Origin of the sequence: Bacillus sp. RAR_M1_44, assembly GCF_020165935.1 — a bacterium.
Lineage (GTDB): Bacteria > Bacillota > Bacilli > Bacillales > Bacillaceae > Bacillus > Bacillus altitudinis.
In genome coordinates this window covers 323,975-346,150 of sequence record NZ_JAIUKX010000003.1, presented here as the reverse complement: position 1 = coordinate 346,150, position 22,176 = coordinate 323,975, and the positions used below count along the sequence as shown (strand labels likewise).

Genomic DNA, 22,176 nt, shown 5'->3' with positions numbered 1-22,176 from the left:
AATGATGATAGTTAGACAGTAGGAGGGAAAAGTCATGATCAAACGTGACAAGCGGCTGCTGATTGATTTACCAATGCCAGATCACCCAGATGCAAATGGTGCAGCGGCTGTGCAAGAATTACTCGGCGGAAAATTTGGTGAAATGTCCACATTAAATAACTACATGTTTCAATCGTTTAACTTTAGAGGGAAACGAAAGCTCAAACCATTTTATGATCTTGTATCAAGTATTACAGCTGAAGAATTCGGTCATGTAGAGCTTGTGACAACTGCAGTCAATCTCATGATTACGGGAACCACCCATGGGGGCGATCCAGATACGACCCCAATGAAAGCGGCTGTTGATAAACGAAATACGCAGCATTTTATCCAAACGGCACAAACAGGCTATCCGTTTGACTCCATGGCAAAGCCGTGGACAGGTGAGAATGTGTTCTCAAGTGGTAATCTGATTCTGGATCTTCTTCATAACTTCTTCCTAGAGTGCGGAGCTCGTACGCATAAAATGCGCGTATATGAAATGACGGATCACCCTACGGCAAGAGAAATGATCGGTTATTTACTTGTCAGAGGCGGCGTACATGTTGTGGCGTATGCAAAAGCCCTTGAGGTAGCGACAGGAGTAGATGTTGGGAAGATGCTGCCGATTCCAAATCTCGACAATAAATACTTTGATTCTGCAAGAAAGTTTGAAGATCAAAATGTTCATACAAAACTGTATACATTTAGTGACACGGATTATAAGGATATCAATCAAATTTGGAAAGGAAACCATCCGATTGATGGAAAGCCGCTGACTGTTATTGAGGGCACGCCAAAAGGTGCACCCGTGCCAGATTATAGAGATTTGCCGGAAGAGTTTGCTCCAGGTATTTCAAAAGAAGATTTTGACGAAATTGCGAAACGCCTGATGAGATCGGCAGGTTTATAAAAAACAAGATGCATGAGATAAGAAAAAAGACTCAAAATAAAAAAACAGATTCTTTTTCTTTTTTTGAATTCAAGAGGAAAAATATCATCTGAGAACACTTTATGGTATGATGCTTTGTAGGACTTGTGTATAATCAATACGGGTTCATCTTGAGTTGTTTTTTTGAAAGGAGTCTTTTTTTAGAATGTCACAATTAATGGGTATCATTACAAGGCTGCAAAGTCTTCAAGAGACAGCAGAAGCTGCAAACGAGCCGGCACAGCGTTATTTCGAAGTGAACGGTGAGAAAATCTGTAGTGTTAAGTATTTCGAAAAGAATCAAACGTTTGAATTGACTGTTTTTCAACAAGGGGATAAGCCAAACACTTTCCCATTTGACAACATTGATATGATTTCGATTGAGATTTTTGAGCTTCTACAATCCTAAGCTGAATCGTATGAAATGTTTTTTCTAAGAATTCCTTCGTTGATTGCGGAAGCATACACTTCATAGGTGATAAGCAAAAGGAAGATGATCATTCAGTGCAATATTCGGATAAGAGACCATTAAAAAGGAGTTCCTTTCTGTGAGTGATTCTTTTTTCTTTAATCTTTCTGAAGAGCATTTAGCGTTTTCTGATGTTGTCATGAGAATGAAAGACTTTATTCAAAAAGACCCGAGATCTGTTTATGTACTATCAATTGGTACGGACTCTCAGGTCAATCAGAATGTCACAACATTTATGACTGCCATTCATCTTCACCGGATCGGCAAAGGAGCTTGGGGCTGTCTCACGCAGCAAGTGTTGAATCGGCCTGTACAAAGTCTTAGAGAAAAAATTTCATTAGAGACAGCGTTTAGCCAAAAGGTATGTGCAGACATCCTTGAGGGACCTTTAACAGAACTGATGGATTTGCTTCTTCCGTTTGCTGAGGAAGGGGCAGACCTTCGTTTTGAAGTCCATCTAGATATTGGCAAAAAAGGAAGTACAAAAGAGCTGATCCAGGAAATGACCGGAATGATCACAGCCATGGGAATTGAAGCAAAAATAAAACCCGACTCATACGCAGCATTTTGCTACGCCAATCGATACACAAAATAAATTCCGTCATTTTTCTCCAAACGTTGTCGAAACGTGCGGTTGACGATTCGATTCTAGTTCCTTATTCTAGCTGTATAGAGAGGAAGCAGACATTCAAACGCCTGCTAATCAATATAAAAGCATATATGAAACAGGGGGCCTGATGTTGAATGAGCGTCATCGAAAATCGTTTTAATGAAGAAGAGAAAAAGCTATTATTAAACGTATTACTGAATCAGGAATATGCTGTCGAATTACTAAGCAGTGAGATCAATGATATAGAATGTGGAACAAAAAATGTCGACGACAATACGTATAAGAAATTGATCACATTGTATGACAGAGTAAGGTTTGAGAATTAATATCGATTGAACATTCTATTAGATACTCTACGCTGAGTATCTTTTTTATGCAGAAAAAAATCTTTCGACAAAATTCGTTTTAGTTTATGCTTAATGTTAAAGGGGAATGTATGATTGATGATTGAGAGAAAAGGGGTCGAAGAAACATGATAGAGATAGAACCGGCTCAATTACTTGAGTCAACAGTAGCTGAGCATATGATTGATGCAGATAAAGTGGCACACGTTCAAATTGGAAATAATCTTGAGCACGCCCTATTGGTCCTGACAAAAACAGGATATACAGCCATACCTGTTCTGGATGCTTCTTATCACCTTCATGGGTTAATTGGAACAAATATGATCATGGATAAAATCTTTGGCTTAGAACGAATTGAATTTGAAAAGCTCGACCAATTGAAGGTAGAAGAGGTCATGCTATCAGATATTCCAAGACTGAAAACGACGGATCCTGTTTTAAAAGGCGTTCACGCTGTGACGAATAATGGATTTGTTTGTGTGGAAAATGAAGAGCAAGTATTCGAAGGAATTTTCACTCGGCGTGTTGTATTAAAGCGCTTAAATGAGGTCATTCATTCCGCAAAAAAATGAGCTGCAGCCCAGCTTATTTTTTTTGCCTTCATAAGCTATTATTTATATAATGACTATATAAAATAAGAAAAACTTATCAAGAGAAGGAGGGCGCCCATGCAGCTTCAAGAGTTACATATGCTTGTTGTACTTAGTGAGGAATTGAATATGAGAAAGGCTTCAGAGCGGCTCTTTGTCTCTCAGCCTGCCTTATCTCAAAGGCTGCAAACGATTGAAAAAGAGTGGGGAACCAAAATCTTTTTTCGTTCACAAAAAGGCTTGACAGTCACTTCAGCTGGCGAACAGATTATTCAATTCGCCAAAGAGGTCACGACTGAGCAGGATCGAGTGCGAGAGAGAATTGACGAGCTTGAAGGAGACATTCACGGTACACTCAAGCTTGCAGTTGCGTCCATTATTGGTCAGCACTGGCTGCCAAAGGTGCTGAAGCGGTATGTCGAGAAATACCCAAATGCCAAAGTATCTCTTGTGACAGGCTGGAGCAGTGAGATGCTTAAAAGTCTGTATGAAGACCATGTGCACATTGGCATCATTCGCGGGAATCCTGATTGGAAGGGCACAAAGGAATACTTAATGACCGACCATTTATATTTAGTCGATTCTGTCATCAAGGACGTGGATGAGTTAATTGAGACAGAACGCCCGTTTATTCAATTTAAAAGTGATAGCACCTATTATCAAGAAATTCAGCACTGGTGGCATCAAAAGTTTAAAGTGTCGCCAAAACAGACGATTCTTGTGGACCAGATTGAGACATGTAAACAAATGGCCTATCACGGTATCGGCTACGCCATTTTGCCTTCGGTCACCTTATATGATCATGAGAAAAGTGTACACAAAACCCCGCTCGTAGACGCAAATGGAGAGCAAATCGGACGTGACACGTGGCTGTTAGGATATGAAGCCTCTTTTCAGTTAAAACAAGTTCAAGCATTTGTTGGTGTGGTGAAAGAAATGCTTGAAAGTGAGGCAGTGTAAGTACTTCTGGAAGAGGAGGTGCTTTTTAGGATAAGTGGTTTGATAGGTTTCTAATAGATTTATCTACTGAAAAAGCAGAAAGCTGGAAGAAATGATGAGAAATCAACAAAAAAAGAAGATGGATATACCGAAGTGGGGAACTTATTTACGCGAGAGATGGCGTGGACGTTTTGCAAGTCATCTTTCTTTAGAAGAACAAAAAGAGATTGGGATGGATGGCTTCCTATGGCACTTATGTAGCTGGGGAAAAGTTGAATGCCTTGAAAAAGAGGCAGCGATAAACGCCTTTCATCAGCAATCAAAGCATACATGTACTCTTTTTTATCAATTTACTCAAGAAGCGTATCTGTTTGAAAACGCCGCTGACCTGTCAGTGAAGGAATTGCCGTATACAGACGGACACATGGACTATAGCGATCTGTATGTCATGGATTGGGAAGAAAATTGGACATTTGTGATGACGCACGAATCCGATTGCGGTCCATATTTTATTCAGAAATAAAAAAAGAGTACATCACAAAGAGATAGAGTGATGATCAATTAAAGCCGCCTTCCAATTGGAATGAGCGGTTTTTTGATGTACGTCATGTTTATTTTGAACAGCACCTTTTCATAAAACATTTGACAATGAAAATCATTATCATTTAAAGTGTACATATAATAATTGAAAATGATTATCATTTAGATGAGGTGACCAATAGATGAAAGCACTAATTGCATTTGCGAGTATGTCTGGAAATACGGAAGATATGGCAGCGATCTTAAAACAAACGCTTGAAGGAAAAGGGATAGAGACAGAGATGATGGAATTTGACGACACAAGCGCAGAAGATCTTTCTTCATACGATTATGTTATGATCGGCTCTTACACATGGGGTGACGGTGATTTACCTTATGAAGCTGAAGATTTTTATGAAGAGGTCTCATCCCTTGAACTTTCTCACATCAAAGCGGCGGTATTTGGATCAGGCGATTACAGTTATCCGAAGTTTTGCGAGGCTGTTCATACCTTTCATGACATGCTGAAATCGACAGGTGCATCCGTATTTCCTGAAACATTGAAAATGGAACTTGCGCCAGATACAGATGAAGATGTGGCGTGCTGTGAGGAGTTTGCAACGAGCTTTTTAACGTGGGCATCATTGTCTGAGAAAAGAGTTGAAAATCATGTTTCATAAAGGTGCGACAGCTGTTGCTGCGTCTAAAAGTGGCGGCTACTTTGTTGCTGTCAAACGAGAAGGTATTTTTCATTACAGTGTGGAGGGCGGATGGCAGCAGCTTTTTAAGCTTAAGCATAAAATCCACGCTATCAGTTATATTGGTCCGTATTTGTTCGGTGTTGGTGAAAATGGAACTGTCATACGATCAGGAGATGAGGGCCACACATGGGCGCTATCATCTTTTCCGACAAATGCAGTTGTTTGGTCTATTACAGGACGCAAAGATGGGTTTGTATGCGCACATGGAAAGCATAGTATTTATGTGTCAACCGATTTCGGAATTTCCTGGGAAATTATGAAGCCATTTGCTCATGTAAATCAGCCCCCTGTGATTCGCTCATTATGTGTAGCCGGTGATTATCTTTATATTGGAACACAGATTCATGAGGTGCATGGAGGAATATGGGTGTATGACTTGCAAAGTGAACAGATTTTTCTCCTAAACAGAGAAGAGCACCGAATGACTGCTTCTATGTTGCTTTGCGGGGAACACCTCCTTGTCTGTGCGATGGGCTCTAAAAAAGGGAAAAGAGGATCTGTTCAAATTTTAGACTTACATACAAATATGCTGCATGATATTCAATCACAAGCTTTTGCGCGAGAGGAATCATTTTTGGATGTGTCAGAGGATAACGGCATTGTGTACGTGACCACCTCACAGGACGAGCATGGATTTTCTAAGGTGTATCAGCTTGATATAGAGCAAAAAGAGCTCAAGTGGTTTGATACGATCAAAGGGCATGGTTTTCGTGTCGCCAATCAAAAGGAGAATTTTTTCTGTGCGGGTTTATATGAAAGTAAGTTTGTCAGGCCTTATGAGCAACCTGCACTGATTCATTAATAAGGAGGAAGAAAAAGTGACGAAAAAAGTTTTATTGGTGTATGCCACAATGTCAGGAAATACAGAAGCAATGGCTGATTTAATCGAAAAAGGGTTAAAGGAAGCTGGGGCTAGCGTGGACCGGCATGAAGCGATGGATATTGATGCTGAACTTCTTCATGATTACTCGCACATTCTGTTAGGTGCATATACTTGGGGAGATGGTGATCTTCCAGATGATTTTATTGATCTATATGAGGAAATGGAAGAGCTTGATTTGACGGGTAAAGCATTTGCTGTATTCGGTTCTGGAGATACATCTTATGAACATTTTTGTGGAGCTGTGGATTTAATTGAAGAAAAAGTGAAGGAGCTGGGCGGTGATATCGTCCTGCCATCCATCAAAATTGAGCTGAATCCAGAAGGAAACGAGGAAGAGGAATTGATTTCTTTTGGTAGACAATTTGTTCATCTTCACCAGCAAGAAGCGGGATAAAGAGGCCCGCTTGTTTTATTTGCTAAGGCGCAGACGATTCTTTCACTTGTCATTAAAACTCTCCTTTGGTACAGTAATGAAGTATAAATTAAGAGGAGGACATACATACATGAAACAAATGGACGCTAATGAAATTATTTCATTTATTCAAAATAGTACAAAATCAACACCTGTGAAAGTCTACATTAAAGGGGACTTAGAAGGTATTGAATTTGGTGAACATGCAAAAACATTTATCACAGGTAACACTGGTGTTGTCTTCGGTGAGTGGAGCGAAATTCAAGAAGCTCTAGCATCAAACAAAGACAAAATTGAAGATGTTGTCGTGGAAAATGACCGTCGTAACTCTGCGATTCCTATGTTGGATTTGAAAAACATCAAAGCACGTATTGAGCCAGGTGCAATCATTCGTGATCAAGTGGAAATTGGCGATAATGCAGTCATCATGATGGGTGCTTCTATTAATATCGGTTCAGTCATCGGTGAAGGTACGATGATTGATATGAACGTTGTTCTTGGCGGCCGTGCGACAGTAGGTAAGAACTGTCATATCGGTGCGGGATCTGTTCTTGCAGGTGTCATTGAGCCGCCTTCTGCTAAGCCAGTTGTAGTAGAAGATGATGTTGTCATTGGTGCAAACGCTGTTGTTTTAGAAGGTGTGACAATTGGAAAAGGTGCAGTTGTAGCAGCTGGAGCGATCGTTGTGAACGATGTCGAGCCTTACACGGTTGTAGCAGGTACACCTGCAAAGAAAATCAAAGACATTGATGAAAAAACAAAAGGTAAAACTGAAATCAAACAAGAACTGCGTCAGCTTTAATTGACACAATTCGCAGCTGAAGACATAGACGTGGATGATATATCCACGTCTTATTCGTATAGAGGAAAGGAAGCGAGTTCACTTGTTAAATCGTGAGCAATTAATATCCATTCGAAGAGATTTGCACCAAATTCCTGAGCTTGGTTTTAAGGAATTTAAAACACAAGCTTACCTCATCAAGCATCTCGAATCGTACCCAACAGATCGAATCGAGATGGAAACATGGCGGACTGGACTTTTTGTGAAAGTAAAAGGGACAAATCCTACGCGCGTCTTTGCGTATCGTGCAGATATGGACGGATTATCTATCCCTGAAGAAACGGGCTATCCATTTCAATCGGTACATGAAGGCCACATGCATGCATGTGGACATGATCTTCATATGACCATTGCTCTTGGTATCATTGATCATTTCGTGCATCAGCCAATCAAAGAAGATCTGCTATTTATTTTCCAACCGGCAGAAGAAGGGCCAGGCGGAGCTGAACCAATGCTTACAAGTGATGTTCTAAAAAAGTGGACGCCAGACTTTATTACAGCGCTGCATATTGCACCTGAATATCCAGTCGGCACGATTGCAACAAAGCCGGGCCTATTATTTGCTAATACGAGTGAGCTTGTGATCGATCTTGAAGGAAAAGGCGGGCATGCCGCATACCCTCATTTAGCAAATGATATGGTGGTGGCTGCAAGTGCACTAGTAGGGCAGCTGCAATCGGTGATTTCACGAAATGTGGACCCTCTTGATAGTGCCGTTATTACAGTTGGCACGATTACAGGTGGCACTGCTCAAAATATCATTGCGCAGCATGCAAAGCTTGATGGAACCATTCGCACGCTCTCGCCAGAGTCTATGGAAAAGGTGAGAAAACGAATTGAAGCACTTGCAAAGGGAATTGAAATTGGCTATGAATGCAAGGCGACAGTTCGATACCCTTCATCTTATTACGAAGTGGACAATTCAAAGGATTTGACAGAGGAATTTATGTCATATGTAGCCGAAGAAGGTCTTGCGAACGTCATTGAATGCAGAGAAGCGATGACAGGAGAAGATTTCGGCTACATGCTGAAAAAATATCCTGGCTTCATGTTTTGGCTAGGGGTAGATTCAGAATATGGTCTGCACCATGCAAAACTCACGCCTGACGAAAATGCGATTGAAACAGCTGTGAACGTCATGACAGCTTATTTTAAAAAGCAAGCAGGTGAATGAATAATCAAATGGTCTCCTGTACACCTTATGAACAGGAGGTGTTCTTGATTATGACAAGAATTGGTGTAGAACCATCTTTATCCGATGTAGAAGAACTTTTGAAGCAAAAAGGGTATGATGTCGTACGTATTCAAAATGAACAGCAAATGGATCAGTGTGACTGTTATGTGGTCACAGGGTTAGATTCAAATGTTCTTGGCATTTCAGACACAACGACAAAGGCATCTGTTATTACAGCGTCAGGTATGACGGCTGATGAAATTTGTCAAGAAGTAGAACAGCGTGTTCAATAAAACTAACAAAAAAGAACCAGGATATTATGATCCGGGTTCTTTTTGCTCTTTGGCTAGATCGAGTGCCTCTTTCATTTTTTTACGTAGAATTCGTTCGACACGCCACTGCTCCATCGTTTCAGTTTTTGCAATGATACGAATGACGAGGGATGAGGAGCCAAATGATTCCACTCCAACGACTTGAGGACCTTCGATGATTTGCGGCATGCTCTCACGAACTTCATCACAGGCTGCTTGCAAAGTGGTGATCATCTGATCCACATTTTCATCTGGGGATAATTCGATATCAACGAGTGCCTGCATCGTCCCTCGTGAATGATTGCTTACATTCAGTATACTTCGGTTCGGAATGAAATGAAGAGTGCCATCAAAGCTTCGAAGCTGTGTTGTTCTCAGTCCAATTTGTTCAACGATCCCATCGAAACCAGCAACCGTTATATACTCGCCGACATCAAATTGTTTTTCCAGCAGTATGAAGAAGCCTGTCACAATATCACTCACTAATCCCTGAGCCCCAAATCCAATGGCAAGTCCTACAACACCTGCGCCAGCCAATAAGGCGGTTGGGTTATAGTGAAATAAGTCGAGGATCATCACAACTAGAATAAAAATCAGCAAGTAGGCGAAAATATTTAAGGTAAGACTTTGCAGCGTTTGAGCTCGTGATAAAGAGACATCGTGCTTCTCAGAGAATGCTGAATAGGCACGCTTAATCATCTTGTTTCCAATCGCTCTGATGATAAAATAAATCACAAAAATAGCAATGAGTTTTAGAAAAATCATACTGATATTCATGATGATGGAAACCCAATCTACTTGTTCAAGTGCTTTCATGATCTTCAAAACCTTTCTATGTATGTGCGAAATGAGAAGCTAATCATTTGTTCCCTTATGCAAGTCATGTTAAACTTTTAATAGTTGGAGCGAGAGATTGTGACAAATCGTTAATTAAATTTATTATTAATTAATATTGACTAAAAATCGCTTAAGTATTATAATTATATTTGTGAAGTTATTAACTAAATGAGAATTCAACCTATTGATTCTCATTTTATATACAGCTAAGAAGTCTGTATAAAGATATTATTTTTGGAGGGATTTACATATGGCAGAGCGTTTTGTAGGAAAACAAGCTCCACGTTTTGAAATGGAAGCAGTACTTGCTAATAAGGAATTTGGTAAAGTGAGTTTAGAGGAAAACATCAAGAATGACAAATGGACAGTTCTTTTCTTCTATCCAATGGATTTCACTTTTGTTTGTCCAACTGAAATTACAGCAATGAGCGATCGTTATGATGAGTTTGAAGATTTAGATGCAGAAATCATTGGTGTATCTACTGATACAATCCATACGCATCTTGCTTGGATCAACACAGATCGTAAAGACAATGGTCTTGGTGAATTAAAATATCCACTAGCTGCTGACACAAACCACACAGTATCTAGAGAATACGGTGTTTTAATTGAAGAAGAAGGAATTGCACTTCGTGGTCTATTCATCATTAACCCAGAAGGCGAACTTCAATATCAAACAGTATTCCACAACAATATCGGTCGTGATGTAGATGAGACACTACGTGTTCTTCAAGCATTACAAACTGGTGGACTTTGCCCAGCGAACTGGAAACCTGGTCAAAAAACACTTTAATTGATAGTTGAAGAAACAGTCTAACGGGTGTTAGACCTTCAGATTGTTGACAAAGGGCTAAAATGAACTTGATTTTAGCCCTTTGTCTTCTTTTCAGCGTGATAGAAAACCTTTGAAGTCTAGGAAGAACGAGTACTGGCGCGAAGCGAATGTGACATTCCGTGAGCACCAGCACGCAGGACCGAAAAAGAATGAGAGGGTTTGTCTACATGCTGGGGTCTAACTGATGTTAGACTTTTTTGTTTCGAGACATACAATGGATGGAGGCGCTTCAAAATGAAATTACGTCAACCAATGCCAGAACTAACTGGTGCAAAAGAATGGTTAAATGGAGAAGTAACAAGAGAAGAATTAATTGGTGATAAACCAACATTGATCCACTTCTGGTCAGTTAGCTGTCACCTTTGTAAAGAGGCGATGCCGCAAGTGAACCAATTCCGTGATGAATACAAGGATCAACTAAACGTGATCGCAGTTCATATGCCACGTTCAGAGGATGACCTAGATCTAGAAAAAATCAAAGAGGTTGCAAATGAGCATGAAATCACACAGCCAATCTTTGTAGACAGCGACCATAAATTAACAGAAGCATTTGAGAACGAATATGTACCAGCTTACTATGTATTCGATAAAACAGGTGCTTTACGCCACTTCCAAGCTGGCGGAAGCGGTATGAAAATGCTTGAAAAACGTGTCAATCGAGTTCTTTCTGAGTCTGAAAAGGCTGCAGAATAGGCTTTCCCCCCATGAATGGGGGTTTTTTCATGGGGAAAAATAGGAGACATATTGCACTGGATGAATATGATTGTAGGTGGAATGCCTAAGAAAAGAGAAAATGAGGGATTTCATAAAAAAAATTCCCTAAAATAAAAAGGTATTATGACCTATTTACATTTTTATTTTGAAATGAAAATGTAAAGATTTTAACTTTTTACTATTCAGAACGTTTTTGCACAAAAGAAATTTCAGTTTGGTAAATAACTATATAAATCAAGTAGTATAAGCATTTATTCAAAATTTTTACAATATTTTAAAGGTGGTCAAAAGCCTATAGTGGCAATGAAATGGGTGCCGATTTTTCTTCTTTGGCAAAATTTTAGTTGGAAATACCTATCTGATAGCAAACTGTAAAATGATAAAAAAATAGTTGATAAAATTAGTTTTCTAATCTAATATTTACTATAGAATATTTTTTATATGATGAGGGGGAAATCCATTGTTTAATGAGAGGGAAGCGTTACGTTTACGATTGGAACAATTAAATGAAGCAGAAGTAAAGGTCATCCGTGAATATCAAATTGAACGAGATGCGATTTACGCAAAACTAAGAGAATTAGACCGTCAAGGTACAGGTCTCGTCACAGATACAAAAAAAGAAGTACGTACAGAGAGAAAAACAGATTCACTGCCTGTATTAGCTGAGCTGGCTGCACAAGAAATGAGAAGCTACAATCAGCCTGCGCAAACGCAGTCAAACGTTACATCATCTTTAGGAACAGGTCAGCTAAATGGTGCACCTGTAGGTATTCCTGAAGGATCTACAAGACGCAGAAGAGGCACAGCTAGACCTGGATCAAAGGCAGCTAAGCTTCGTGAAGCTGCAATCAAAACATTAAAGCGTCATAATGCGGCGATTAAAAGCTCTGAACTTCAAAAAGAGATTGAAAAAGAGAGCGGTCTTGAAATTCCAAATATGACAACGTTTATGCAAAGCTTAATTAAAATGTACCCAGAAGTGAAGAAACCTTATCGCGGACAGTATATTTTAGAAGGCGACATTCAAACAGAAGACGAATAAATAAAAAAGAAACTGCTGGGCGTAAATGCCAGCAGTTTTTTCTTGCGTACGTGATGAATGAATCACTTTTTTTGATCAACTGTATAGACAATCTTTCGTTCTTTGGGCATGTTGTCGCGCTGTTTTTTAAATCCATCGATCTTCACTGTCATGACCTCTCCACTCCGCTGCACCGCATCAACTTTTGCCTGGAGCGTTTCTACTTGTTCGTTTAGTTTCTTCAAAATCGGTCCTATTTCTTCGGTTGTTTGTAAAATAGGGTCTTGTGAGAACGGCTCGGCATTTGTTTGGGCTGACTGGTCGATATCAGCAAAATGAGAAGCGATCCATTCCTCGCTTTCGGCTAACTGTTTTTGGTAGCTCGTGAGCGTTTCATAAAAAATGGCTTCTTTTGCTTTTTCGATTTGCAGTAATTTTTCTTGTGTTTCATAAAAACGCTCCTGTAGATGCCGGACGCCTTCTTGTAATAAATGAAGCTCTGCGTTTTTATCGCCTAGAGTTTGCTGCAGTTTTTCAATCACAGCGGATAAAGTATTTCCTTTTTTCTCCTCTTTTGCAAGCTGTTTATCTTGGTCTAGTAATCGCTCCTGTAGTTGCTGAGACATTTCCTTATATTTTACAACCTTCAAATGCAATCGGTGCTTTTCCTCTGTTTCTTTTCGTCTATGATAGGTTTCCTTTTGCAGCATTTCATGAAGAAGGACGATTTTATGTAATAATTCCGATTTGCTATAAGAGAGATCTTGTATTTTAGATGATGCTTCGTCTTGGTCAATGGTCATTTCATCCAATTGTTGTTTTAATTGAGTGAAATCCTTTTTCATCTCATGATATTCTTGAGATAGCTTCTTGTTTTTAGCATAGGTATACGTGGACTGTAAATCTGAAATTATCTGTTGATATTTGGCCGTTTCAGCTTTTAAAAATAGATTTTCTTGAGACAGATCATGGAATAGGGGAGAAGCATGGCGCCGGTTCATAGGTAGACCCTCCTTATTCATGTTATCAATAAAGTATGCGAAATGAGTGCGATTAGAACAACCATATCAAAGGGGATGAGATGATGAGAATAGTGAATGTGATACTAGCCGGAGGTGCTTCTAGGCGTTTTGGAGAGCCAAAGGCAAGTCATGTCTATCAGGGGAAACCACTATATGAACATGTGAAAGAGCAACTTTTGAAAGGGGAAACCGTCATCATCAGTCACCCGAAGCTTCTGCCTTTTTTCAAAGCAAGAGGGGAACAAGCTGTTTGGTTAGATGATGAACAGGTGCGTGGGTATGGCCCGCTTGCAGGTATATATACCGCTATGCAAAAGCAAGAAGCAGAGTGGTATTTAGTGACGGCATGTGATATGCCATTCATACGAAAAGAGACAGCCGTCGCTTTATCTTCTTATTGCCATAAGCATGTAGATGCTGTGGTTCCGATGGTGCAGGGAAGATTACAGCCGTTATTTGCGCTTTATCACCGCCGCAGTCTTCCGTTTATTTCTGCGTGTTTAAAAGAGAATCAATTAGCTATCAAAGACTTATTACAAAAACTTCACGTCCAGGTTGTTCCAGCCGACGAACTGAACGTGGCACCAAATGAATTTCATAATATCAATAAAAGAAGCGATTTACCTGAAAACGGTATGATATGATACATAAAAACGAGAAGGAGAGAACAATATTGAACGAGCGATATTCAAGGCAAATTTTGTTCCCTCCGGTAGGCGAAAAAGGGCAGTCTGCGCTTGCCGAAAGTCATGTCCTTATTGTTGGAGCTGGTGCACTTGGAACAGCATCTGCTGAAGGGCTTGTCCGATCTGGAATTGGTACTTTGACGATTGTAGATCGTGATTATGTCGAATTCTCAAATTTACAGCGGCAGCAGCTGTACACTGAACACGATGCAAAGATGCATGTGCCAAAAGCGGCAGCGGCGAAAAAACGTCTCCAAGAGATCAACCATGAAGTGACCATACACGCCATTATTGAAGATGCAGGAGTAGAGCTGTTAAGACCTTTATTCCGAAAAGCAAATATCGTCATTGATGCGACTGATAATTTTGAGACAAGAATGGTGATGAATGACTTATCCTTAGAAACAAATACGCCTTGGATTTACGGTGCCTGTGTGAGCAGTCAGGGAATGTATATGACCATTTTGCCGGGCAAAACACCTTGCTTATCATGTGTATTTACCTCAGTGCCTGTTGGGGGTTTGACATGTGATACAGCTGGTATTATTTCTCCTGCTGTCCAAATGGTGTCGGCTTATCAGCAAACAGAGGCATTAAAATATTTAACAGGGCATGAAGAGCAAATGGAGCGAAAGTTTGTCACGTTTGATTTGTGGCAGTCGTCTTCGTTTAAAATGGATGTATCTCGTACGAAGCAGGAGAGCTGTCCATCTTGCGGCATAAATAGAACGTATCCATATTTAGATGAACAGCGAAAAAAAACAGCGATTCTTTGCGGGCGTGACACCATTCAGATCATATCGAAGGATTTAGAAAACCTTTCATTTCAGCATGTAAAAGAGCGTCTGTCCTCTATTTGTGAGGTGGAAGTGAACGATTTTTTAATTCATATACGCTATGAAAGACACCGTATCGTTTGTTTTAAAGGAGGACGTGTATTAATCCATGGGACAAATGATGAAAGAGTAGCCAATTCATTACTAGCAAGACTGCTAGGCATATAGGAGTGAGAAGTGATGGAAAGACGACAGCCAATTCCAGTAGAAGAGGCAGTAAAGAAAGTCCACCAATTTCAAAAACATGGACAAGTCGAATGGGTTCCTTTAAAGAACAGCCTTGGAAGATGGATTGCAGAGGATATTTTAGCAGATCACGATGTTCCTGCCTTTGATCGTTCTCCGTATGATGGTTTTGCACTTCGAGCAGAAGATACAAAGGAAGCATCGAGCGAGCATCCGATTGAATTTGAGGTCATTGATCATATAGGGGCAGGTATTGTTTCTGCAAAAACGATCGGTCCTTTTCAAGCGATTCGCATCATGACAGGAGCGAAGATTCCAAAAGGAGCAAATGTTGTGATCATGCTCGAATTGACGAAAACGTTTGAAAAAGACGGTAAATCAATGATGTCACTTAAAAGACGGCTGAAAAAGGGGGGCAATATTTCTCGGCAAGGAGAAGAGACCCTCAAAGGGAACGTCATGATCAAAAAAGGCTCAAAAGTTACCCCAGGCGTGACGGCGATATTGGCAACGTTCGGGTATGCGGTTGTGCCAGTCGTCAAAAAACCGGTGATCGGTATCATCTCAACAGGTACCGAGCTCCTACAAGTAAGTGATGCCATGGTGGACGGTAAAATTAGAAATAGTAACCTAAGCATGGTATACGCTCAGGTTCTTGAAGCTGGAGGAGAACCGCTTGATTTAGGCGGTGTATCCGATGATTTTGATCAAAGCTATGAAGCCGTAAAAGCAGCCTTAAGCAAAGTTGATATGCTCATCACAACAGGTGGTGTATCGGTAGGTGATTTTGACTTTTTACCTGCTATTTATGAAAAACTAGGTGCAGAGGTGTTGTTTAATAAAGTCGCCATGAGACCTGGAAGTGTGACGACCGTTGCTGCGTTGTCAAATGGTCAATTGCTTTATGGGCTGTCAGGAAATCCGGCTGCCTGTTTTGTTGGCTTTGAACTATTTGTCAAACCGATCATTTATAAATGGTGTTTGAAAGAAAATCCATTTCCCGTTTTTGCTGAGGCGAAGCTGACACATGATTTTCCAAAAGCCAATCCATTCACACGATTTGTTAGAGCATCACTTGATTTCGCTGGCAGCCAGCTGAGTGTGACGCCAACCGGTCTTGATAAATCTAGTGCGGTGACATCTATTGCTCATGCTGATTGTTTCATTGTTTTGCCTGGAGGAACAAGAGGGTTTAGTGCAGGTGACCAGGTCAGCGTTCTGCTATTTCACCACGAAGGCGGTGCTCCATGTTGGATGACAAATTAAACATTCTACAAGTCGTGGGCTATCAAAATAGTGGTAAAACGACGCTGATCGAAAAATTATGTCAGCTGGCGGATGAAGAAGAAATGCAGCTAGGCTGCTTCAAACATCACGGACATGGCGGAAAGCCAGACCGTCTGTTCAAACAAAAAGATACGGATCGATATGTTCAAGCGGGTGCATTTGCCGCAGGTGTGGAGGGAGAAGGTGAATGTCACTTTTTCATACGGCACATGACATTCACACAACTAATCAACATGTGTCAGCATCTTCCTTTAGATGCCGTCTTGATCGAAGGATACAAACAGGCGCCTTATCGCAAAATCCTGTGTGTCAAAGACGAACAGGAACTCATTGATCTTTCAACACTTTCTCATATACAAGCAGCCATTTATTTCAATAAAGAAATACAATTCACTGAGAAATACCCGTTTCCTGTGTTTTCAGCATTTGACAAGCGCGGGATCACATTTGCTTTTAATTTATTGAAGGGGGAAGCCTCGTATGATTGAACTTTTTAAGATCACAAAAGAGCCGATTGATGTGAATGAATTGATTCAGCATGTCACAAGACGCAAAGCGGGAGCCATTACGACATTCATAGGCACGGTAAGAGAATGGACAAATGGCAAAAAAACGCTGCGTTTAACATATGAAGCATACATACCAATGGCGGAAAATATGTTGAGTCAAATTGGACAAGAAATTAAAAAACGCTGGCCCGATACAGAAGCTGCTATTGTGCATCGTATTGGCACTCTTGAGATATGTGACATTGCAGTGGCAATAGCTGTTTCATCACCTCATCGGAAAGCTGCATACGAAGCCAATGAATATGCGATTGAACGAATAAAGGAAATAGTTCCTATATGGAAAAAGGAATACTGGGAAGATGGAGAGGCTTGGATAGGTGATCAGCTTGAAACCGTTTCATACCCGGAAGGAAAACCTAGTACTCTCCAACTTAACGAGAAAGAAGGGAAGCGGCATGATTAGCGTATTATTGTTCGCCGGCCTTGCTGAGAAGGCCGGTAAACAACAAATCATCATTCAAAAAGATCAAACAACGGTTGATGAGATTAAAATAGAATTACAGGAGGTATATGGTGTTGATACTGCACAAAACGTGATGGTTGCAGTCAACGAAATATATACGAGGGGAAATGCTGAAGTGCGTAGCGGGGACACTGTTGCACTCATTCCTCCTGTAAGTGGTGGATAATAGATATTAGAGGATTTGGTTATGGCCAGCGGCTGTAACCAATTTTTTTATGTGTGAAAAGTTTGGAGAGGTACTTGGGTATGATCTTCGTAAATAAAACATCCCCGGCGTGCTTTAGAAATGTGAGGATCGAGCTGTTGAATGAGATCATACAATTCGCTGATTCGTCTCACATTGAAATCTGTTTGAGCTTGAAGCTGTTCTTTTAGTTCTTTTGTGCTCACGATGCTTCCCTTTTTTTCTTTAATAATATCTACACACCTTGCTGCGTAGTATATTTTGTCATTAGAAGGTCTGCTCTCTTTCATATCAAGTAATTTGAGCTCATGATAAATCAGTTCTCTTTCCTTTCTAAAGTATTGCCATGCTTCTTGTTCCTTTTCATAAAGTAAAATCAATTGCATTTTCAATTTTTCTCTTAACATTCACTTGACTCCATTTCCACTATCATTTAACCTACCTCTATTTTACATTATATGAAAAAATAACATTTGATCAAGTAAAATCCTTTTATTTTTATTTTTTTAATATGAAAGTATTGATACTAAAGGCTCATCTGTTCTATAAAAGGCGCTAAACATAGTCCTATAAAGCCGGGATTCATTGAAATTACTAGGAATATTTTAACAAAAAATTGTTGTGTCTAACTGAGACCATCTGAATCCAAAGGAAAAGGATATTTATTCCGAAAGACATGTTGTTTACTTCATAAACTGTTTTTCAGTCAGTAAAATCATGATTTTTTCATATGAATATGGTCGGATCAAGGTATCATTTGAAGGATGTCGTTCATGAAAATAGAATAATAGATTCAATCCTATCACTATGAAAATAAGAAAATCAAATGATCTATCACTTATTGGCAATCTTTTGATAAAATAGAAACAACAAGAGTATGAAAAAACGTTTCGATACTTACAGCACATGGAGAGGATGACATTTGATGAAAGAAACAACGCCAAAACCCACAATGATTGGAGTAAGCACAAGACCATCAGAGCATTTAAAAAGAGTGTGGGAGCAGCCATTCGTTTGGTGGCCTTTATCATGTGTGCTTGTATTAACAGTTGTTGTCACTTATTTGTCTCAGCTAGTGAATGAAGGATTGTGGGCAGATTTAATTTTACCAATCCCTTTCGTTTATGTGATCACGCTTATTGGTCTGGTCATTGGGATTGTCATTAATACTGCCGTATACAAGTTCATCGTCTTTTTAGCAAAAGGTGATGCAACATTTCATCAGCTGTTTTCAGGTGTACTGTATATCACGCCTATTACGATCATTGGTACGATTATTTCTCATTTGGCGATCATTTTTTTTCATGTGCCAAAAGATATCACGGTTACCTCATTAAACGCATTCATTCGAATGTCTGGTCCATGGCATGCCGTGTTAGCCAATATCGATCTTTTTGTGATCTGGAATCTTGTTTTAACAGGCTTTTTATTGATCAAAGTCGGCCGCATTTCGCCAAGAATATCTTGGATTATTGTGAGTGTCTTTTATGTATTATCTTTAATTTTTCAATATGTAGGAACCACAATCACCATCAACATGCAGTAAGCTGGGGGTAGAATGTTTTTATGAGAAAGAAAATCATTATCGGATCCATTATCATTATTGTGATTGGTCTATTCATTGGATTTAATATTGCAAAAAACCAATCAAAGCCTGCCTCTACGGCATCATTTAAAACAGTCCAACTTGCATCAAAAGAAATAACTTCTACGGTGATGACACCTGGAACACTTTCATTCTCGGAGGAGCAATTCATTTATACAGAAGAAGAGAAGGGAAGCCTGAATCATATCGCTGTGAAAGAAGGAGAAAAGGTGAAAGTTGGAACACCGCTCCTTACATATGAAAATAAGGAACTGGAGCTTGAAGAACAGCAGCAAGCACTTGCGGCTGAATCAAATACACTAAAGCTTGAACAATTACAAAATAGACTCAATACATTAGATGAAAATCAGGGGAAAAAGGCGGGCTCTGATTCGAAAAACGAGCGAGATCAGCTTGAACTCGAACTCAAAGCCGCTGAATTAGAGCAAAAACAAGCGGAGCTTAACCAAGAAAAAGTAAAGGCACAAATAGAAGATTTAACGATACATAGCAAAATTGAAGGAACAGTCATCTCCATCGAGCAAGATGCTGGCGCAGGGAAGCTAGAAGAGAGGCAGCCGGTGATCCATATTGGCAATGAGAAAAAAATGATCGTACGAGGCTTAATCACTGAGTATGACGCTATGAAAGTCAAAAAGAAACAAAAAGTAAAGGTAACGTCTGATGTCATTCGCGGAAAGAGTTGGCAAGGAGTGGTGAAAAAAGTGGGCACTGTGCCTGCCCAGTCAACAGCAGAAACAGCTGCTAGTGATCAAACCGTACAATATCCAGTCGAAATTGAAATAAAAGGGAAAAAGCCGGATGCAAAACCAGGCTTTAAAATGATCATGGAAATTGAAACGGACAAGCGTCAAGTGCTCACAATTCCTGAAACAGCTGTGAAAAAAGAGAAAGATGGATCATACGTTTATGTTGTTGAAAAGAATGCACTGAAGAAAGTAAAAGTGACATTAGGTGAAACGTCAGGTCAAGATCTTGAAGTGACGAAAGGTTTAACAAAAGAAGATCAAATCATTGCAGAGCCATCAGATGACATGTATGACGGAATGGAAGTGAATGCTGAATGATTCAGCTTTCAAACGTGACAAAAAGCTACGAAGTTGCTGAGGAGACATTTGATGTATTAAGTGATGTGAACCTCGTCATTGGTAAAGGCGAGTATATGTCCATTATGGGCCCGTCCGGTTCTGGAAAATCAACGTTAATGAATATCATTGGCTGTTTGGACCACCCGACCTCCGGACAGTACCATTTTCAAGGTATGGAGCTGTCGGCAGCAAAGGATCAAGAACTCGCAGTGATTCGAAATCGATCCATTGGTTTTGTTTTTCAACAATTTCATTTACTGCCTAGATTAAATTCGAGGCGAAATGTTGAACTTCCGATGATTTACGCTGGTATCAGTCAAAAGGAAAGAAAAGAACGTGCGGAAATGGCACTTGAAAAGGTTGGTTTGGCAGATCGAATGAAGCATATGCCAAACGAGTTGTCAGGGGGTCAAAAGCAAAGAGTAGCCATCGCACGTGCGATTGTCAATGAGCCGAAGCTCATCTTGGCAGATGAACCAACAGGCGCTCTTGATTCAAAAACGAGCGGTTCGATTATGGAACAGTTTACAAAGCTCAATGAGGAAGGAACAACGGTTGTGCTCGTTACTCATGAAGAAGAAATAGCTGCGTATACAAACCGGATAGTCGTTGTAAGAGATGGACGCCTCGTTCAAGATAGATTGATACAAGGAGACGCAATGAATGAAACTCTTTGAAAATATCAAAATAGCGCTGAATTCTGTCCTAGCTCATAAATTGCGGTCTATTTTAACGATGCTTGGCATTATTATTGGGGTTGGATCAGTGATTGCAGTCGTTGCCATCGGTCAAGGCGGAGAGCAAATGCTGAAAGAATCAATTTCAGGGCCAAACAATACCATTGATATGACCTATACACCCTCTGATGAGGAGTTAAATGCGAATCCTAATGCGTTATTTGAAGCCACATTTACTGAAGAAGACATTCAAAGTGTTCAAGCATTGAATGGGGTTAAACAGGTTGCCTCCTCCACGGCACAAGGCATGCAATTAAGATTCCAAGATACAACAATAGATGCAACGGTCAATGGGATTAATGAAGGCTACACGAATGTACATTCATTACATATAGCAGAAGGACAGGACTTACGTGAAATCGATTTTAGGAGCGGAAGAAGGGCAGCTGTTATTTCAGAAGGGATACAAAAAGAATTGTTTAATGGAGAGAAGGCAGTAGGCGAGTTGATTTGGATGAATGGACAGCCGGTTGAGGTGATCGGAGTTTTAGCAAAACAGGAAGGTCTGTTTTCATTTGATATGAATGAAATATATGTCCCTTTTGCAATGCTGACAACTGCATTTGGTGTGAAAGAATATGATAAGTTGTCTATTCAAGTTGCACATGCTGATCAAATGAAAGAAGTGGGAAAGAGTGCGGCTGCACGCTTAAATGAAAATCACCATACAGAAGATGCTTACGAAATGATCAATCTGGAAGAGATTGCAGCAGGCATTGGTCAGATTACGTCTGTCATGACAACAATCATTGGCTCAATTGCTGGTATCTCATTACTTGTCGGCGGCATTGGTGTCATGAATATTATGCTCGTATCTGTCACAGAAAGAACAAGAGAAATTGGAATTCGAAAGGCACTTGGGGCAACTAGGGCTCAAATACTCGTTCAGTTTTTAATTGAGTCTGTCGTCCTGACACTGATCGGTGGGTTACTTGGAATTGCGCTTGGCTTCGGAGGTGCTTCACTTGTGTCGCTGTTTGCAGGGTGGCCTTCTCTTGTATCGTGGCAAATCGTATGTGGAGGCGTCCTATTTAGTATGCTCATTGGTATTATTTTTGGACTGATTCCTGCCAATAAAGCAGCGAGGCTCGATCCGATTGAATCACTTAGATATGAATAATCCTAAAGTTAACGTACGAGGTGCTGACAAGAAGGTAGAACGAGATATATTGCCTGCTGCTCCGCACCTGAAGCTTTTATGCAAAACGCATAAAGGCTTTTTTTCGTTCAATTGAATGAAATGAAAAATGATAGAAATGCTAATATCATGACTTTCTTCTCAATGTCACATATTTTTCAGTTT

Annotated in this window: 29 protein-coding genes; 26 read left to right on the top strand and 3 right to left on the bottom strand. The window is 40.1% G+C overall.

Going from position 1 to position 22,176, the window contains the following annotated elements; translation table 11 throughout:
- Positions 1–34 precede the first annotated feature (34 nt).
- The 13 genes from LCD34_RS17660 (at position 35) to LCD34_RS17600 (ending at position 8,784) form a co-directional block, all read left to right on the top strand.
- The gene (locus LCD34_RS17660; RefSeq protein ID WP_007498675.1) at positions 35–931 is read left to right on the top strand and encodes a manganese catalase family protein; all 897 of its coding nucleotides are present in this window, start codon (positions 35–37) and stop codon (positions 929–931) included.
- Positions 932–1,115: 184 nt separating this feature from the next.
- The gene (locus LCD34_RS17655) at positions 1,116–1,358 is read left to right on the top strand and encodes a YkuJ family protein (protein WP_003212254.1); all 243 of its coding nucleotides are present in this window, start codon (positions 1,116–1,118) and stop codon (positions 1,356–1,358) included.
- Positions 1,359–1,497: 139 nt separating this feature from the next.
- Positions 1,498–2,013, top strand: a complete 516-nt coding sequence (locus LCD34_RS17650) for a ribonuclease H-like YkuK family protein (protein ID WP_008348001.1) — start codon at positions 1,498–1,500, stop codon at positions 2,011–2,013.
- Between the two features lie 149 nt (positions 2,014–2,162).
- Entirely contained in the window at positions 2,163–2,354 is a 192-nt protein-coding gene (abbA, locus tag LCD34_RS17645; RefSeq protein ID WP_008347999.1) for an antirepressor AbbA, read from the top strand.
- Positions 2,355–2,500: 146 nt separating this feature from the next.
- Entirely contained in the window at positions 2,501–2,944 is a 444-nt protein-coding gene (gene cbpB / locus LCD34_RS17640) for a cyclic-di-AMP-binding protein CbpB (protein ID WP_007498671.1), read from the top strand.
- 96 nt (positions 2,945–3,040) lie between these two features.
- Entirely contained in the window at positions 3,041–3,922 is an 882-nt protein-coding gene (locus LCD34_RS17635; protein ID WP_007498669.1) for a LysR family transcriptional regulator, read from the top strand.
- Between the two features lie 94 nt (positions 3,923–4,016).
- Complete coding sequence (locus LCD34_RS17630) at positions 4,017–4,424, top strand: DUF4275 family protein (RefSeq protein WP_224559790.1); 408 nt, start codon at positions 4,017–4,019, stop codon at positions 4,422–4,424.
- Positions 4,425–4,623: 199 nt separating this feature from the next.
- Positions 4,624–5,100 carry a flavodoxin gene (locus LCD34_RS17625; protein WP_017367153.1) on the top strand — a complete coding sequence of 159 codons (477 nt, stop codon included), beginning with the start codon at positions 4,624–4,626 and terminating at the stop codon, positions 5,098–5,100.
- Positions 5,090–5,983, top strand: a complete 894-nt coding sequence (locus LCD34_RS17620; RefSeq protein ID WP_224559789.1) for a WD40/YVTN/BNR-like repeat-containing protein — start codon at positions 5,090–5,092, stop codon at positions 5,981–5,983. Before LCD34_RS17625 ends, LCD34_RS17620 begins: the two co-directional genes overlap by 11 nt.
- Positions 5,984–6,032: 49 nt before the next feature.
- Positions 6,033–6,458 carry a flavodoxin gene (locus tag LCD34_RS17615; protein WP_045034296.1) on the top strand — a complete coding sequence of 142 codons (426 nt, stop codon included), beginning with the start codon at positions 6,033–6,035 and terminating at the stop codon, positions 6,456–6,458.
- Between the two features lie 109 nt (positions 6,459–6,567).
- Positions 6,568–7,278: a 2,3,4,5-tetrahydropyridine-2,6-dicarboxylate N-acetyltransferase gene (dapD, locus tag LCD34_RS17610; RefSeq protein ID WP_008347987.1), complete on the top strand. Its 711-nt coding sequence runs from the start codon at positions 6,568–6,570 to the stop codon at positions 7,276–7,278.
- A gap of 34 nt (positions 7,279–7,312) precedes the next feature.
- Positions 7,313–8,491, top strand: a complete 1,179-nt coding sequence (locus LCD34_RS17605) for an N-acetyldiaminopimelate deacetylase (RefSeq protein WP_046527697.1) — start codon at positions 7,313–7,315, stop codon at positions 8,489–8,491.
- 50 nt (positions 8,492–8,541) lie between these two features.
- Positions 8,542–8,784 (top strand): YkuS family protein, encoded by a 243-nt coding sequence (locus LCD34_RS17600; RefSeq protein ID WP_003211408.1) that lies wholly within the window; start codon positions 8,542–8,544, stop codon positions 8,782–8,784.
- 24 nt (positions 8,785–8,808) lie between these two features.
- Here the strand turns inward: LCD34_RS17600 and LCD34_RS17595 are convergent, their stop codons facing one another.
- A complete protein-coding gene (locus LCD34_RS17595; protein ID WP_224559788.1) occupies positions 8,809–9,618 on the bottom strand; it encodes a mechanosensitive ion channel family protein in 810 nt (269 codons plus the stop codon).
- 271 nt (positions 9,619–9,889) lie between these two features.
- Here LCD34_RS17595 and ahpA point away from each other — a divergent pair, with 271 nt between their 5' ends.
- From ahpA to LCD34_RS17580, 3 genes are all read left to right on the top strand, one after another.
- Positions 9,890–10,432, top strand: coding sequence for a biofilm-specific peroxidase AhpA (gene ahpA / locus LCD34_RS17590; protein WP_007498654.1), 543 nt, complete (start codon positions 9,890–9,892; stop codon positions 10,430–10,432).
- Positions 10,433–10,708: 276 nt separating this feature from the next.
- Positions 10,709–11,167, top strand: coding sequence for a TlpA disulfide reductase family protein (locus LCD34_RS17585; protein ID WP_008345174.1), 459 nt, complete (start codon positions 10,709–10,711; stop codon positions 11,165–11,167).
- A gap of 481 nt (positions 11,168–11,648) precedes the next feature.
- Positions 11,649–12,230: a hypothetical protein gene (locus LCD34_RS17580; protein ID WP_007498648.1), complete on the top strand. Its 582-nt coding sequence runs from the start codon at positions 11,649–11,651 to the stop codon at positions 12,228–12,230.
- A gap of 62 nt (positions 12,231–12,292) precedes the next feature.
- Here LCD34_RS17580 and LCD34_RS17575 read toward each other — a convergent pair whose 3' ends face one another.
- Positions 12,293–13,210: a hypothetical protein gene (locus LCD34_RS17575; RefSeq protein WP_025207264.1), complete on the bottom strand. Its 918-nt coding sequence runs from the start codon at positions 13,208–13,210 to the stop codon at positions 12,293–12,295.
- 83 nt (positions 13,211–13,293) lie between these two features.
- Between LCD34_RS17575 and LCD34_RS17570 the strand changes: the two genes are divergently transcribed.
- The 6 genes from LCD34_RS17570 to moaD are packed head-to-tail and all read left to right on the top strand — an operon-like array spanning position 13,294 to position 17,424.
- Positions 13,294–13,875: a molybdenum cofactor guanylyltransferase gene (locus tag LCD34_RS17570; protein ID WP_017359414.1), complete on the top strand. Its 582-nt coding sequence runs from the start codon at positions 13,294–13,296 to the stop codon at positions 13,873–13,875.
- Between the two features lie 29 nt (positions 13,876–13,904).
- Positions 13,905–14,921: a MoeB/ThiF family adenylyltransferase gene (locus LCD34_RS17565; RefSeq protein WP_039963321.1), complete on the top strand. Its 1,017-nt coding sequence runs from the start codon at positions 13,905–13,907 to the stop codon at positions 14,919–14,921.
- 9 nt (positions 14,922–14,930) lie between these two features.
- Positions 14,931–16,205 (top strand): gephyrin-like molybdotransferase Glp, encoded by a 1,275-nt coding sequence (glp, locus tag LCD34_RS17560; RefSeq protein ID WP_048003191.1) that lies wholly within the window; start codon positions 14,931–14,933, stop codon positions 16,203–16,205.
- Entirely contained in the window at positions 16,187–16,714 is a 528-nt protein-coding gene (gene mobB, locus LCD34_RS17555) for a molybdopterin-guanine dinucleotide biosynthesis protein B (RefSeq protein WP_224559787.1), read from the top strand. Before glp ends, mobB begins: the two co-directional genes overlap by 19 nt.
- Positions 16,707–17,198: a molybdenum cofactor biosynthesis protein MoaE gene (locus LCD34_RS17550; protein WP_224559786.1), complete on the top strand. Its 492-nt coding sequence runs from the start codon at positions 16,707–16,709 to the stop codon at positions 17,196–17,198. The genes mobB and LCD34_RS17550 overlap by 8 nt, the downstream gene beginning before the upstream one ends.
- Positions 17,191–17,424: a molybdopterin converting factor subunit 1 gene (moaD, locus tag LCD34_RS17545; protein WP_008345159.1), complete on the top strand. Its 234-nt coding sequence runs from the start codon at positions 17,191–17,193 to the stop codon at positions 17,422–17,424. Before LCD34_RS17550 ends, moaD begins: the two co-directional genes overlap by 8 nt.
- Positions 17,425–17,471: 47 nt before the next feature.
- Here the strand turns inward: moaD and LCD34_RS17540 are convergent, their stop codons facing one another.
- Positions 17,472–17,849: a hypothetical protein gene (locus tag LCD34_RS17540; protein ID WP_017359410.1), complete on the bottom strand. Its 378-nt coding sequence runs from the start codon at positions 17,847–17,849 to the stop codon at positions 17,472–17,474.
- Between the two features lie 518 nt (positions 17,850–18,367).
- Here LCD34_RS17540 and LCD34_RS17535 point away from each other — a divergent pair.
- From LCD34_RS17535 to LCD34_RS17520, 4 genes are read left to right on the top strand one after another with little or no spacing between them, the layout of a single operon-like run.
- The gene (locus LCD34_RS17535) at positions 18,368–18,988 is read left to right on the top strand and encodes a YIP1 family protein (protein ID WP_008345152.1); all 621 of its coding nucleotides are present in this window, start codon (positions 18,368–18,370) and stop codon (positions 18,986–18,988) included.
- 20 nt (positions 18,989–19,008) lie between these two features.
- Positions 19,009–20,115 (top strand): efflux RND transporter periplasmic adaptor subunit, encoded by a 1,107-nt coding sequence (locus tag LCD34_RS17530; protein ID WP_217815727.1) that lies wholly within the window; start codon positions 19,009–19,011, stop codon positions 20,113–20,115.
- The gene (locus tag LCD34_RS17525; protein ID WP_217815728.1) at positions 20,112–20,813 is read left to right on the top strand and encodes an ABC transporter ATP-binding protein; all 702 of its coding nucleotides are present in this window, start codon (positions 20,112–20,114) and stop codon (positions 20,811–20,813) included. The genes LCD34_RS17530 and LCD34_RS17525 overlap by 4 nt, the downstream gene beginning before the upstream one ends.
- Positions 20,800–21,993 (top strand): ABC transporter permease, encoded by a 1,194-nt coding sequence (locus LCD34_RS17520; RefSeq protein WP_035392183.1) that lies wholly within the window; start codon positions 20,800–20,802, stop codon positions 21,991–21,993. Before LCD34_RS17525 ends, LCD34_RS17520 begins: the two co-directional genes overlap by 14 nt.
- Positions 21,994–22,176: the final 183 nt, after the last annotated feature.